This window comes from Chitinimonas koreensis, assembly GCF_014353015.1.
GTDB lineage: Bacteria > Pseudomonadota > Gammaproteobacteria > Burkholderiales > Chitinimonadaceae > Chitinimonas > Chitinimonas koreensis.
The window spans coordinates 1,500,460-1,513,819 of the sequence record NZ_CP060704.1 but is presented as its reverse complement, the minus strand read 5'-3'; the positions used below and the strand labels follow the sequence as shown (position 1 = coordinate 1,513,819).

Genomic DNA, 13,360 nt, shown 5'->3' with positions numbered 1-13,360 from the left:
GTCGACCCACCCGGAAAGCCCCATGGAATCGTTCAGCCACCTCGTCGAAGTCCGCTGGTCCGACTGCGACGCCAACCAGCATGTCCGCCACAACGCCTACGCCGACTTCTGCACCCATGCCCGCATCGAATGGCTGCGCGCGCACGGCTTCGGCTTCGACCAGTTCCAGAAGCACGGCTTCGGGCCGGTGATCTTCAAGGAGTCGACCGAGTACTACAAGGAACTGAAGATGAGCGAGCGGGTGTCGGTGGTGGTCCGCATCGCCGGCCTGTCGGCCGACGGCAGCCGCTTCCGCATCCGCCACGACCTCTGCAAGGAAGACGGCCGCCCGGCCGCGCTGCACGAGATCAGCGGCGCCTGGTTCGACCTGCGCCAGCGCAAGCTGATGCAGCCGCCGGCCGAGCTGCTGGCGATCTTCTCCGCGCTCGATCGCACCGAGGATTTCGCCGAGATCCCGCTCAAGCAGGCTTGAGCCACGGCGCACCGCCGGCCGCCGGAGCGCCGGCCGCCAGAACGCTGGCCACCAGAAACGACGACGCCCCTGCAAAAGGGGCGTCGTCGTTTCCGGAGCAGTCAGCAGGCCATCCGCCGAGCGGGCTTCCTAGCGGTCGCGCTTGACCTTCTTGGCCTGCGGGCAGCTGCCGTCTTCGCTGCAGCCGGTCAGCTTCTGCCACAAGCCCTTCTCGTCGCCCTTGTCCGCCGGTGCCGCCGGTGCGGGGGTCGGGTCGGGCTCGCTGGCGACATGCACCGGCTGGACCGGTTCGGCCGGCCGGGCCGCGACCGGCGCGGTCTTTTCCGGCAGCTTGCGGCCCGGCTTGGCGGTGGACTTGGCGGTGTTGGCAGGCCGGGCGGCCGCGTCTTCGTCGGTACCCGCGGCCGGGTCGGCGGCCGGCGTCGAGGTGGCGAGATCGGGCCCCTCGGCGCGTACCGGCATGGCGGCCGAGGCCGGCAGCGAACCCGGCGCGCCGGGCGGCTCGAGCATCTCGGCCTGCGCCATCGGCGGCTTGGACGGCTCCAGCACCACCATCGGCGCGGCCGGCCGCACCAGCATCGCCAGCGCGGCGCCGACGGCGAGCACGCCGCCCAGGGCCAGCGCCAGCCAGGGCAGCTTGCGGTGCGGCTTGCCGCTGGCGCCGGCCGACGCGGCCACGGCGCCCCGCGGTTCGGCGGCGGCAGCCGCTTCGGCCGAAGCCGGCGCCGCAACCGCGGCGGCGACCGCCTTCTCGCCCGCGGCGCTGCCGGACGAAGCCGGCGCCACGTGCTCGCGCAGTTCGGCGCGCGCTTCGCGCGCACGCTGGTAGCGCTTGGCCGGGTCCTTCTCGAGGCAGCGCATCACCAGCGCGCCGAGCCAGTCGGGCACGTCCGGGTTCAGCTCATGGATCGGTACCGGCGCCTCGTGCAGGATGCGGTAGGCGATGGTGGCGACGTGGTCGCCGTCGAACGGCCGCTGGCCGGTCAGCACCTGGTACAGCACGATGCCGGCGGCGAACAGGTCGGCGCGGCCGTCGAGCTTCTTGCCCTCGATCTGCTCGGGCGCCATGTAGCGCGGCGAGCCGACGATGGTGCCGGCGCGGGTCAGGTCGCTGGTCGGCAGCTGGGCGATGCCGAAGTCGGTGATCTTGAGCCGGCCGTCGGCGGTCAGCATCAGGTTGGCCGGCTTGATGTCGCGATGCACCACGTGGTGCTCGTGGGCGTAGTCCAGCGCGCTGAACAGCTGGCGCGCCAGCTTCACCACCCGGCCGGTGGACAGCTTGACGCCGGCCTCCATCAGCGCCTGCAGCGTCTTGCCCTCGACGTATTCGATCGCCAGGTAGGCATGGCCATCGACGTCGCCGCAATCGTAGACGGTGATGATGTTGGGGTGATTGAGCCGGGCGGCCGAGCGCGCTTCCTGCTGCAGGCGCGGTGCGTATTCGCTGCGCTCTTCGGGCGTCAGGTTGAGCCGCAGCACCTTGAGCGCGACGGTGCGGTCGAGCCGCTCGTCGATGGCACGATAGACCACGCCCATGGCGCCCTGGCCCAGGGTGGTCTCGATGCGGTAGTGGGCGAGCTTGTCCATCCGCGTATTCTAGCGTCCTGACGACAAAAACCATGTTGCAGTCTTCGGCAACATGCTGTCATTTCGGACGGTAATTACTGCCAACGCGCGAGGATGCGGTCGAGCGTGCCGTTGCGGCGGATCAGTTCGAGCCCTTCGGCGAAGCGGCGGGCGCGGGCCTCGTCGTCCTTGGCGAAGCCGACGTAGCGCGGCACCTCGGCCAGCGGCCGGCCCACCACGCGCAATTCCTTCTCGGCGCCGGCTTCGCGCGCGAGGTGGAGCAGCTGCGCCTTGTCGCCGACGATCAGGTCGACGCGCTTGAGCAGCAGCTTTTGCATCAACTGCTGCGGATTGGTGGCACCGCTGTCCTTCTTCAGGGGCGCCTTGTCGAAGGCCTCGGTATAGGAGAAGCCGAGCACGGTGCCGATGGTATAGGGCGCCAGTTCGTCGAGCGTGCGGAAGTCGGCCGGCCCGTCGCGCCGCGACATCAGCACCGTGATGCCGTTGCGGATCGGCCCGACCAGCCGGTACTGCGCCATCCGCTCGGGCGTGCCGACGAACTGGTAGGCCAGGTCGACCTGGCGGTATTCCAGCATCTTCTTGACCCGTTCCCACGGGTAGAGCCGGATCTCGTACGGCTGTTCGACCGCTTCGAGCACCGCGCGCACGATCTCGGTATCGAGCCCGGCCGGCTGGCCGCTGGCCGGATCGAGGTAGGCATAGGGCGGAAAGGCCTGGTCGCCGGCCACCTGCCAGGGCGGCTCGGCCCGGACCGGCGAGCACAGCAGCAGGACCAGCAGCGCGAAGATGCGGACGACGAACATGGGGCGACCTCGTCGGGGATTCATACCACTATAGCCGCGCGTTCGGCCCGCGGCCGGCCCGGCTTCGACCGCCGATCAGGCGTCGGCGTGGCGGGCGAGGTCTTCTTCCATGTCGGCCAGCAGGATGTTGAGCGCGTCGCTGGACATGCGGATCTCGGACAGCGACAGCCCGAGCGACAGCAGCATGGCCGCGAGGCTGATGCCGAAGGCGGCGTGGGCGATCGGCTGCAGTTCGAAGAAGATCATGAACATGCTGAGCACGCACAGCAGCATCGCGCTGGCTCCGGCCGCCTGCATGCTGCGGATCAGCGCCACCCGGCGGCGCAGGTTGGCGATCTGGCGCAGGATCTTGGGATCGGGCCGGACCTGGTAGTCGTCGTGCAGCGAACGGATCACGCCCGACAGGCCGAGGAAGCGGTTGGTGTAGGCCAGGAGCAGCAGCGAGATCGCCGGGAACAGCAGCGCCGGCACGCTGATTTCCATGCGCATGCCGGCGCCCTATTTCTTGCTCAGCTGGCGCAGGTCGGCCAGCAGGGTCTTGGCATAGGCCTTGGTGTCGACGTCGGTGTAGCGCTTGACGATGCGGCCGTTCGGATCGATCAGGAAGGTATGGCGCTTGGCGAACTTCATCAGGCCGAGGTTGGTCAGCGCGCCGTACTTCTCGGCGGTGCGCCCTTCCGGATCGGCCAGCAGCGTGAACGGCAGCGTGTGCTTGTCGCCGAAGGCGCGGATGGCGGCCACGTCGTCGGTGCTGACGCCGACCACTTCGGCGCCGAGCGCGCGCAGCAGCACGATGTCGTCGCGGAAGCTGCAGGCCTCCTCGGTGCAGCCGGGCGTGTCGGCCTTGGGATAGAAGTACAGCACCAGCCATTTGCCGCGGAATTCGTCCGAAGTGCGCGTCGCGCCGTGCTGGTCGCTCAGCGCGAAGGCCGGCGCCGCCTGGCCGACCAGGATGTCGGCGTAGGCGAAGCAGCCCAGGATCAGGAACAACAGGGCGAACAGGCGTTTCATGGCGGGCTCCCGCTTGGGATCGGAGCGCCGGCGAACGGTTTTCGGTTAGAATGCCGCCCGGCTGTCTCCGTAGTTAAATGGATATAACGGCCCCCTCCTAAGGGGCAGTTACAGGTTCGATTCCTGTCGGGGGCGCCAGCCTCCCTGGCGGCAACCCTGCCGCCCGCTCGGGCGGCCGACCGGCGCGCAGCCTACAACGGCCGCCGTCACGGCTTCAAGCCGAATCGATCGCGTCCGGCCCGATCTTCCCCACCGATCTCCATGAGCAGGCCGCCGCGATCACGCTCGGTCCGTTTTCCGCACCGAACGTTCCCGCCCTGCCCCTCCGTCCGGCCGCTCAGTCCATGCCCTTGGCCGCGGCGTCGATGCCGAGCCGCACGCCTTCCGGATTGCTCACCGTCACCTGCTCGTCGAACGGCGGAAACATCGGTTTCACCGGCTTCTCGAAGCGCACCAGGATGTCGTAGTAGCTGCGCACGTTCTCGACGAAGATCACCGTCTCGCCGCCGCGGGCGAAGCCGAACTTGAGCGTGCTGAAGTACTCGTAGTTGCGCAGCAGCGGGATCACGCCCTTGAGGTCGGTCCAGCTGTCGGGCTTCTTCTTGAGCCGCTGCGCCAGCACGCGCGCGTCTTCCAGGTGGGCCATGCCGATGTTGTAGCCGGCCATCGCGATCCAGGTCCGGTCCGGCTCGGGGATGCGCGCCGGCAGCGCGTCGCGCAGCATGGCCAGGTAGCGCGCACCGCCCATGATGCTCTGGTCGGCCAGCAACCGGTCCTTCACGCCCATGCGGTCGGCGGTGTCGGTGGTCAGCATCATGATGCCGCGCACGCCGTAGGCGCTGGTGGCGAACGGGTCCCAGTGCGACTCCTGGTAGGCGAGCGCGGCCAGCATGCGCCAGTCGATGCCGAAGCGCGCCTCGGCCTCGACGAAATGATCGCGGAACTTGGGCAGCACGCTGTTGCGGCGGCTGAGGAAGGTGGTGGCGTCGATCGGCTGCAGCCGGTTGGCGTGGCCGTAGTAGCGGTCGATCAGCCGCGCCAGCGTGCCGTCGCGCTGTGCGCGGACGAAGAAGTCGGTGGCACGGGCGGCGAAGTCGGCCGGCGCGTCGGCCGGCCAGGCCCAGCCCAGCGGCAGCGGCTCGCCGATCTCGAAGGCGGTCGCCACGCCGGGGTGGTAGTTCTGCGCCACCGAGGCGCCGTAGCCGTCGACCACGGCGTAGTCGATCAGGCCCGACTCGACCTTCTCGACCAGTTCCTCGGCGTCCTGATGCTGCGCCTCGTTCCAGCGCAGGCCGGGATTGCGCTTGGCAAGGTCGGCCATCATCGGCGCGAACTGGCTGCCGACCATCAGCATGCCCTCGCCCAGGTCTGCCAAGTCGCGCGGCTTGCGCTCCTCGCTGCGGTAGACCAGCACCGGCCGCATGCCGAGGTAGCTCGGCCCGAACTGCAGGCCGTCGCCGCCGCGGTGGGTCATGCCCACGCCGAGGTGCGCCTCGTGCCGGGCCAGCCGCTCGCCCATCTCGGCCAGCCGCGGCGCCACCACGAACTTCACCTTGGCGCCGATCTCGCTGGCGAAGCGGGTGACCAGGTCGTAGTCGAGCCCGGCGTACTTGCCCTCGGCGTCGACGTAGAAGCTGGTCGCGCCGTTGCGGATCAATACCACCAGCTCGCCGCTGTCCTTCAGCGGCGCGATGCGGGTCGAGCGTTCGGGCTCGGCCGGTTTGGACGGCGGCGCGCACGCCGCCAGCAGGGCCAGCAGCAGAACGGCGCAGCGACGGAAAATGCTTTTGTCATGGATCATGGCAATCGGCATTTTGCCACGGAGTCCGCGGCTTGGGCGTTCGCTGCAAACGGCGGTTGACAAAGGCCTCGGGCATGGACAAAATGCGCGCCTTCGAGACGGAGAGGTGGCAGAGTGGTCGAATGTACCTGACTCGAAATCAGGCGTGGGTGTATGCTCACCGTGGGTTCGAATCCCACCCTCTCCGCCAGCATCAAAGCGAAAAGCCCTGAAGAAATTCAGGGCTTTTCGCTTTTCCAGGGCTGCCGCTGCTGGCCTGATCCCGCGCCGGCCTACCGCCGCGATCCTGAACATGGATGGCGCGGCCTCGCGATGCGGAGAAACGATCCGCCCGACTCGCGCCTCATCGCCTCGCTCGGCTGCCGGCGCCAATCAGGCCGGGCTCGCCTCCGAAGAGTGGCGACGGCATGGTCCTCCCCGTCCGTGTGCCCAAGACCTGAGCAGCGAGGCACGCCAAGAGGAATCGCTCCCCGCACGCCCGATCTTTCGGCGCCGCGTCAATCCAGCCTCTTCTTTCCGCATGCCGCTCGAAATGTCCTCGAGCCTGGCGCGGGCCGACCTGCGTCTGCCGGCCGCCGCTCGAGGCCTGCCCGAGGCGGGGCATGCGGCTCGGCAATCGTCCCGGTCGGCGGCGACGTCGCGAAGGCCGAAGCCCTGGATCGTTCGGGGCCTGCTGCCCGCCGCCACTCCCGCAATCTGCCGCGGCGGCCCGCTCAGCCCTCCGGCCGCTCGACCCGGACCGCCGTCACCTTGTATTCCGGCGCATGCACCTGGCCGTCGCGCAGCGGCGACGTCAGCCGGTTCACCCACAGATCGGCGCAATGGAAGCTGGTGAACAGCTCGCCCGGCTTGATCCGCTCGCTGAGGCGAATCGGCAGCACCGCGCTGCCATAGCGGCTGCGCACCATCGCCAGCTCGCCGTCCGCCAGGCCCAGCGCCGCTGCATCCGCCGGGGCCATGTCCAGCATGTCGCAGGGGCTCAGCGCCGCGTTGGCGGTGCGGTAGGTCATGGTGCCGGCGTTGAAGTGATACAGCGTCCGGCCGGTGTTGAGCAGCAGCGGGTAATCGGCGTCGCAGCGCTCCGGCGTCGGGGTGAAATCGATGCAGGCCAGCTCGGCCCGCTGGCCCATGGCGAAGCGGTCGCGGTGCAGCACCGGCGTGCCCGGATGCGCCTCGTCGGGGCAAGGCCAGTTGATGCTCTCGCGTTCGAGCCGGTCGTAGCCGAGTCCGGCGCCGGCCGGCCAGACCTGGCGCACTTCGTCCCAGACCGCTTGCGGGCCGTCGAAGCGGAAGCCGTCCGGGTGGCCCATGCGGGCGGCCAGCTCCTGGATGATCCACCAGTCGGGCCGAGCCTCGCCGGGCGGGTCGACGGCGCGGCGGATCCGCTGCACCCGCCGGTCGGCGTTCATGAAGGTCCCGTCGCGCTCGAACACGCTGGCCGCGGGGAAGAAGACATGGCCGAAGGCCTTGGCGGTCTCGTTCAGGAACAGGTCCTGCACGATCACCAGCTCCAGCTGCTGCAGGGCCTGGCCGGTCCGGTTGGCGTTGGCGAGGCTCTGATGGATGTCGTAGCCGATGCACCACAGCGCCATGAATTGCCCTTCGGCGGCGCGGTCCAGCATGCCCGGCAGATCCAGGCCGCGCTGCCCGGGCAGCGCGGCGCCCCAGACCCGCTCCACCCGCTCGGCCGCCTCCTCGAACGACTGCCCGCCGGGCAGCGTGACCGGGTCGCAGCCCATGTGGGCCGCGCCCTGCACGTTGTTCTGCCCGCGCAGCGGATTGATGCCGCTGCCGGGCTTGCCCAGGTTGCCGGTCAACAGGGCCAGGTTGATCAAGGTCATCACCCCGTCGGTGCCCTGCACGTGCTCGGTCATGCCCAGGCCGTGCATGCACATGGCCGGCCCGGCGCCCGCATACAGGCGGGCGGCCTTGCGTATCGCCTCCGCCGTCAGGCCGCAGGCCTGCGCCACCGCTTCGGGGCGGTAGGCGCGGATGAATTCGCGGTAGGCGGCGAAGCCGGTCACCCGTTCCGCCAGGAAGCCCGCATCGACGAGCCCCTCCTCGACGATGCAGGCCGCCATGGCGTTGAACACGGCCACGTTGCAGCCGGGCCGGAGCGCCAGGTGGACGGTGGCATGGTCGGCCAACTCGGTGCGGCGCGGATCCACCACGATCAGCCGGGCGCCGTTGCGCACCGCCTGCTTGATGCGGGCGCCGAGCACCGGGTGGCTCTCGGTCGGGTTGGCGCCGCAGAGCAGCAGCGTGCGGGCCTGCTCGATGTCGTCGAAGGCGTTGGTGGCGGCGCCGGTGCCGAGCATGGTCTTCAGCGCCTTGGCGCTCGGGGTGTGGCAGACGCGGGCGCAGCAGTCCACGTTGTTGGTGCCCAGCACCAGGCGGGCGAATTTCTGCGCCAGGTAGTTCTCTTCGTTGGTGGCGCGGGCCGAGCCGAGCACGCCCACGCTGTCAGGCCCGTGCCGCACGACGATCCGGCCCAGCCGGTCGGCGACGTAGTCGAGCGCCTCGTCCCAGCCCGCTTCGCGCCAGTGGCCGCCCTCCCGCAGCATGGGCCGACCGATGCGCTCCGGCGAGTGGTTGAACTCGAAGGCGTAGCGACCCTTCACGCACAGGTGGCCGCGGTTGACCGGACTGTCGGCGGGACGGACGGCGACCACCCGGCCGGCCCGGCTGCCTACCTCCAGCTGGCAGCCGACGCCGCAATAGACGCAGGTCGAACGGGTCCAGCGCTCGGCCGTCGTGCTGCGCTTGTCGTGGATGGCGCCGGTGGGGCAGGTGTCGGCGCAGGCGCCGCAGGCGGTGCAGCCGCTGCCGAGCAGCGACCGGCCGTCGCGCGGCAGCACCTGGCTGCGCTCGCCGCGCTGATGCACCTGCCAGACGAACTGGCCCTGCACCTCGTCGCAGATGCGCACACAGCGCTGGCAATGGATGCAGCGGTCCATGTCCACGGCCAGGTAGGGATGGCCGTCGTCGCGGAAGGCCGTGTGGATCGGCAGCGGCGGCCCGCCTTCCGCCGCGGCGGCCAGGCCGTGTTCGGCCAGCAGCCGGTGGAACGGGAGTTCCGGCTGCTGCGCCAGCGCCTGGCCCGGGTAGCGCGCGGCCAGCAGCGACAGCTGGGTATGGCGCAGATCCTGCAGCGCCGGGCTGTCGGTGCGGATCTGCATCCCGTCGCGCAGGCCGGCGGCGCAGGCGGCCACCGGCCGCGCCTCGCCCGCCACCTCCACCAGGCACATCCGGCATCCGCCGTAGGGCTTCAGCCTGTCGTCGTGGCAAAGTTGCGGCACCGGGCTGCCGGCCTGCTGCAAGGCGTGCAGCAGCGGCATATCGGCGGGGAAACGGTGGATGCGGCCGTCGATGGTCACCTGAAGCATGTCGCCAGCTCCTCGGGGTAGTGCCGTTCGATCGCCCGGGCGAATTCGGCCAGGCCGCGGCCGTGGCCGCACAGGCTGGCGGCGGCCAGCGCCCGCACCAGCGCCTGCCAGCGGTCGCGCTCCATCCGCTCGCCGCGCCGCGCCGCCTCGAACATCGCGGCCAGTTCCGGGCTGCCCAGCCGGCAGGGCGTGCATTTGCCGCAGCTCTCGATGGCGCCGAAGCGGAACACCTCGGCCACGAGTTCGACGATGGAGGTGTCGTCGGCGAAGGCGATCACCCCGCCGTGGCCCACCGCGCCGCCGATGGCCTGCATGGCCTCGTAGTCCAGCGGGGTGTCCAGCAGCGCGGGCGGGATCAGCCCGGCCAGCGGCCCGCCCACCATCAGGCCCTTGAGCCGGCCGCGCCGCAGGCCGCCGCCCAGTTCGTCGACGATGCGGCGCAGGCTGATGCCGAATTCCACCTCGTAGAGGCCGGGACGCCGGAACAGCGAGTTGAGCGACAACAGCTTGGTGCCGCGGCTGCGGCCGTAGCCGAGCGCCGCGTAGGCCTCGGCGCCGTGGCGGACGATCCACGGCACCGCGCACAGCGTCTCGACGTTGTGGACCAGGGTCGGGGCGCCCCACAGGCCGGCTTCGGTGATCTGCGGCGGGCGCAGCCGTACTTCCGGCCGGCGGCCTTCGATCGATTCGAGCAGCGCGGTCTCCTCGCCGCAGACATAGCTGCCCTGGCCGATCACCAGTTCCAGCTCGAAATCGTGCGCGCTGCCCAGCACGCCGGCGCCCAGCCAGCGCTGCCCGCGGGCCGCGGCCAGGGCGGCGCGCAGCACGGCGGCCGCCTCCGGGTATTCGGCGCGCAAATAGATATGGCCACGCCGGGCGCCGACAGCAAGGGCGGCGATCAAGCAGGCCTCGATCAGCAGGAAAGGATCGTCCTCCATCAGCAGGCGATCGCTGAAGCTGCCGGGATCGCCCTCGTCGGCGTTCACCACCAGGTACTTGCAGCCCGCCTCGGCCCGCGCGACCGCCAGCCATTTGCGCCCGGCCGGGAAGCCGGCCCCGCCGCGGCCGCGCAGGCCGGAGGCGGCGATCATGTCCAGCAGCGCCGCCCGCGGCGTGGCCAGCGCCTGGCGCAGGGCCTGGCCGCCGCCGGCCTGCTGGTAGGCGGCGAGGTCGCGCACGCCGCCGCGGCCGACGTTGGCCAGCAGCACGGTCCGGCGCGCATGCGACTCGGCCGGCACCGGCCCGTCGTCGCCGCAGGCGGCCGGCGCGCGGTAGCACTGGCCCAGGCAGTGCAGCGGCGGCGTGTCGCCGTGCGCCTCGCGCCAGCGCCGCGGCGCGTCGTTGCGGGCGGCGAAGCAGGCCAGCCCGCGGCAGGCGCGGCCGGCCAGCGCGACGTGCTCGAGGTGGTAGTAGCCGCCCGTGCCCGGGCCATGCATCGCATCCATACCTTCCCTCCCCCGCGCGGCAGCCCTTGGATGGGCGTTCCGATCGATTCTGCGGAAAACGCCGGGCGCGAATTCTGCGCAGGATCAAACGATCGGTCCGCAGCGCGCGTCCGGCGAGGCCGCCGACGGGCGGCAGGGCTTCCGCCGCGACGGACGGCGGCGTTTCTCCGCCTCGACCAGCAGGCCGCAACCCAGCGCGTAGGCAACGATGACGGCCCAGTGCCCGAGCTCGAGCGGCGCGGTCTGGAACACCCGGTTGAACAGCGGCAGATAGGTGAAGGCCAGCTGCAACGCCACCATGGCGGCGCTGCCCAGCCAGATCCAGCGGTTGGCGAACCAGCCGAGCCGCCAGCAGGGCTGGCCGAGCGAGCGGCAGTTGAACAGGTAGGCCAGCTCCACCAGCACCAGCGCATTGCTGGCGACGGTGCGCGCCACCGCCGGCGGCTGGCCCTGCCGCAAGGCCCATTCGAACAGGCCGAACACCCCGACGAGGAGCAGCACGCTGACCAGCAGCAGCCGCGGGACCAGGGCACGGTCGAGCACCGGGGCGGCCGGCGGCCGCGGCGGCCGCTGCATGATGCCGCGCTCGGCCGGCTCGAACGCCAGCATCAGGCCCAGCAGGATGGCGGTCGTCATGTTGATCCACAGGATCTGCAGCGGGGTGATGGGCAGGACGCTGCCGGCGCAGACTGCGGCGACCACCACCAGCCCCTCGCCGACGTTGGTCGGGATGGTCCAGGCCAGGAACTTGACCAGGTTGTCGTAGATGCCGCGGCCCGCCGCGACGGCCGCCTCGATGCTGGCGAAGTTGTCGTCGGTCAGCACCATGGCCGCGGCCTCCTTGGCGACCTCGGTCCCATCGCGGCCCATGGCGATGCCGATGTCGGCCTGGCGCAGGGCCGGCGCGTCGTTCACGCCGTCGCCGGTCATCGCCACCACCTCGCCGTTGGCCTGCAGCGCCTGCACCAGGCGCAGCTTCTGCTCCGGCGCCACCCGGGCGAACACGTCCACCTCGGCGGCCGCCCGGCACAGGGCGGTCTCGTCGAGCGCCGCCAGTTCGCCGCCGGTCAGCACCGCGCCGCCCGGCGCGACGATGCCCAGCTGGCTGGAGACGGCCAGGGCCGTGGCGGGATGGTCGCCGGTGATCATCTTCACCCGGATGCCGGCGCCCTGGCAGGTGCGGACCGCGGTGATGGCGCGCGGGCGCGGCGGGTCGATCATGCCGACCAGGCCGAGGAAGACCAGCTCGCGGCCGACCCGGTCATGGTCCAGCCGCTGCCCGGCGGCCAGCTCGGAGCGCGCCAGCGCCAGCACGCGCAGGCCCTCGTCGCCCATCCGCCGCGCTTCGATCTGGACCAGCTCCGCCAGCAGCGGCCGCTCGTGGCCGTCGGCGTCCAGCATGCGACTGCAGGCCGGCAGCAGCTTCTCCGGCGCGCCCTTGACGCAGACGACCCGCGTGCCTTCGATCTCGTGCAGGGTGGCCATGTACTGGCGGTCGGCATCGAACGGCAACTCGTCCAGCCGCGGGAAGACGGCGTTCAGGGTGACCTCGTCCAGGCCGCCTTTGCGCGCCGCGGCCAGCAGCGCCGCCTCGGTCGGATCGCCGGCCGCGCTCCAGTGCCGGCCGTCGTGCTGCAACCGGGCGTCGTTGCAAAGCGCACCGACCAGCAGGGTCTCGCGCAGCGCGCCGCCGATGCCTGCCGGTCGGCCGCCGGCCGCGGCGATGCCGCCGTGCGGGCCGTAGCCGTGCCCGCTCACCGCGAAGCCGGCCAGGCCGGCCCAGATCGCGCGGACCGTCATGGCGTTCTCGGTCAGCGTGCCGGTCTTGTCGGCGCAGACGACCGTGGTGCTGCCCAGCGTCTCCACCGCCGGAAGCTGGCGGACAATGGCCTGGCGCCGGGCCATGCGGGCCACGCCGATGGCCAGCGTGATGGTCATCGCCGCCGGCAGCCCTTCGGGGATGGCCGCCACCGCCAGGGCCACCGCCACCATGAACATCTCGAGCGCCGATTCGTCGCGCAGCACGCCGATGGCGAAGGTGACGACGGCCAGGACCAGGATGGCGGCCAGCAGGTAGCGGACCAGCCTTGCCAGCTTGCGGGTGAGCGGCGTGCTCAGCGACGGGTCCTGGCCGATCAGGCGGGCGATGCGGCCGGTCTCGGTGCGATCGCCGGTGGCCACCACCACGCCCATGCCCTGCCCGCCCACCACCAGCGTGCCGGCGTAGGCCATGTTCTGCCGCTCGGCCAGCGGGGCGCCGCCCGGCTGGGCCTCGGCCGTCTTGGCGACGGCGGCCGCTTCGCCGGTCAGCATCGATTCGACGGTGGACAGCGACTTGCTGCTGAGCAGGCGCAGATCGGCCGCCACCTTGTCGCCGCTGGCCACCAGCAGGAGGTCGCCCGGCACCAGTTGCTCGGCCGGCAGCTTGCGGTGGCGACCGTCGCGCAGCACGACGGCCTCACTGGCCACCATCCTGGTCAGCGCCGCCAGCGCCGCTTCGGCCTTGCCTTCCTGGACGAAACCGGCCAGCGCGTTGACCAGCACCACGCCGAGGATCGCCGCGGCGTCGACCCACTCGCCGAAGACGGCGGTGACCGCGCCGGCGGCGACCAGCACCACGATCGGCGGCTGGCCGATCTGCGCGGCGAAGCGGGCCAGCGGGCCGCGGCCCGGCCGGCGGGCCAGCGCATTGCGGCCGTAGGTCTTCAGGCGGGCGGCCGCGTCGGGCTCGGCCAGCCCCCGGGCGGGATCGACCCGGAGCCGGTCGACCACCTGTTCTGCCGGCAGGGCGTGCCAATCGGACATGGTTTCCTCGCTGGGCGGTCAGGCCCGGATCATGGCGGCGCGGCGGTCCG

General features: G+C 71.3%; 9 protein-coding genes and 2 tRNA genes. 3 read left to right on the top strand and 8 right to left on the bottom strand.

The genetic code is table 11. The features are described 5' to 3' along the window. The first annotated feature begins 22 nt into the window (after positions 1-22). Positions 23-472: an acyl-CoA thioesterase gene (locus tag H9L41_RS06475; protein WP_028446100.1), complete on the top strand. Its 450-nt coding sequence runs from the start codon at positions 23-25 to the stop codon at positions 470-472. 129 nt (positions 473-601) lie between these two features. Here H9L41_RS06475 and H9L41_RS06470 read toward each other — a convergent pair whose 3' ends face one another. From H9L41_RS06470 to H9L41_RS06455, 4 genes are all read right to left on the bottom strand, one after another. Beyond that, positions 602-2,059 carry a serine/threonine-protein kinase gene (locus H9L41_RS06470; protein ID WP_051318972.1) on the bottom strand — a complete coding sequence of 486 codons (1,458 nt, stop codon included), beginning with the start codon at positions 2,057-2,059 and terminating at the stop codon, positions 602-604. A gap of 74 nt (positions 2,060-2,133) precedes the next feature. Further along, positions 2,134-2,862 carry a substrate-binding periplasmic protein gene (locus H9L41_RS06465; RefSeq protein ID WP_034606827.1) on the bottom strand — a complete coding sequence of 243 codons (729 nt, stop codon included), beginning with the start codon at positions 2,860-2,862 and terminating at the stop codon, positions 2,134-2,136. Positions 2,863-2,937: 75 nt separating this feature from the next. Further along, a complete protein-coding gene (locus H9L41_RS06460) occupies positions 2,938-3,351 on the bottom strand; it encodes a DUF2721 domain-containing protein (RefSeq protein WP_028446102.1) in 414 nt (137 codons plus the stop codon). A 9-nt stretch (positions 3,352-3,360) separates the two neighbouring features. Further along, the gene (locus H9L41_RS06455) at positions 3,361-3,873 is read right to left on the bottom strand and encodes a peroxiredoxin (protein WP_028446103.1); all 513 of its coding nucleotides are present in this window, start codon (positions 3,871-3,873) and stop codon (positions 3,361-3,363) included. A gap of 63 nt (positions 3,874-3,936) precedes the next feature. Here H9L41_RS06455 and H9L41_RS06450 point away from each other — a divergent pair. Continuing rightward, positions 3,937-4,011, top strand: a tRNA-Arg gene (locus tag H9L41_RS06450). Positions 4,012-4,210: 199 nt separating this feature from the next. Here H9L41_RS06450 and mltF read toward each other — a convergent pair. Continuing rightward, positions 4,211-5,674 (bottom strand): membrane-bound lytic murein transglycosylase MltF, encoded by a 1,464-nt coding sequence (gene mltF, locus H9L41_RS06445; RefSeq protein ID WP_169730176.1) that lies wholly within the window; start codon positions 5,672-5,674, stop codon positions 4,211-4,213. Positions 5,675-5,774: 100 nt separating this feature from the next. Between mltF and H9L41_RS06440 the strand changes: the two genes are divergently transcribed. Next, positions 5,775-5,864 (top strand) — tRNA-Ser (locus H9L41_RS06440). A 523-nt stretch (positions 5,865-6,387) separates the two neighbouring features. On the opposite strand, the gene fdhF is transcribed toward H9L41_RS06440, so the two are convergent. From fdhF to H9L41_RS06425, 3 genes are all read right to left on the bottom strand, one after another. Further along, positions 6,388-9,060 carry a formate dehydrogenase subunit alpha gene (gene fdhF / locus H9L41_RS06435; protein ID WP_028446104.1) on the bottom strand — a complete coding sequence of 891 codons (2,673 nt, stop codon included), beginning with the start codon at positions 9,058-9,060 and terminating at the stop codon, positions 6,388-6,390. Continuing rightward, a complete protein-coding gene (locus tag H9L41_RS06430; RefSeq protein ID WP_028446105.1) occupies positions 9,048-10,505 on the bottom strand; it encodes a complex I 51 kDa subunit family protein in 1,458 nt (485 codons plus the stop codon). The genes fdhF and H9L41_RS06430 overlap by 13 nt, the downstream gene beginning before the upstream one ends. Before the next feature lie 84 nt (positions 10,506-10,589). Continuing rightward, entirely contained in the window at positions 10,590-13,310 is a 2,721-nt protein-coding gene (locus H9L41_RS06425) for a cation-translocating P-type ATPase (RefSeq protein WP_051318974.1), read from the bottom strand. Positions 13,311-13,360 lie beyond the last annotated feature (50 nt).

Coding starts and splice junctions, on each gene's coding strand:
- H9L41_RS06425 (WP_051318974.1), bottom strand. CDS start 13,310: ATGTCCGATTGGCACGCCCTGCCGGCAGAACAGGTGGTCGACCGGCTC.
- H9L41_RS06460 (WP_028446102.1), bottom strand. CDS start 3,351: ATGCGCATGGAAATCAGCGTGCCGGCGCTGCTGTTCCCGGCGATCTCG.
- H9L41_RS06430 (WP_028446105.1), bottom strand. CDS start 10,505: ATGGATGCGATGCATGGCCCGGGCACGGGCGGCTACTACCACCTCGAG.
- fdhF (WP_028446104.1), bottom strand. CDS start 9,060: ATGCTTCAGGTGACCATCGACGGCCGCATCCACCGTTTCCCCGCCGAT.
- H9L41_RS06470 (WP_051318972.1), bottom strand. CDS start 2,059: ATGGACAAGCTCGCCCACTACCGCATCGAGACCACCCTGGGCCAGGGC.
- H9L41_RS06475 (WP_028446100.1), top strand. CDS start 23: ATGGAATCGTTCAGCCACCTCGTCGAAGTCCGCTGGTCCGACTGCGAC.
- mltF (WP_169730176.1), bottom strand. CDS start 5,674: ATGATCCATGACAAAAGCATTTTCCGTCGCTGCGCCGTTCTGCTGCTG.
- H9L41_RS06465 (WP_034606827.1), bottom strand. CDS start 2,862: ATGTTCGTCGTCCGCATCTTCGCGCTGCTGGTCCTGCTGCTGTGCTCG.
- H9L41_RS06455 (WP_028446103.1), bottom strand. CDS start 3,873: ATGAAACGCCTGTTCGCCCTGTTGTTCCTGATCCTGGGCTGCTTCGCC.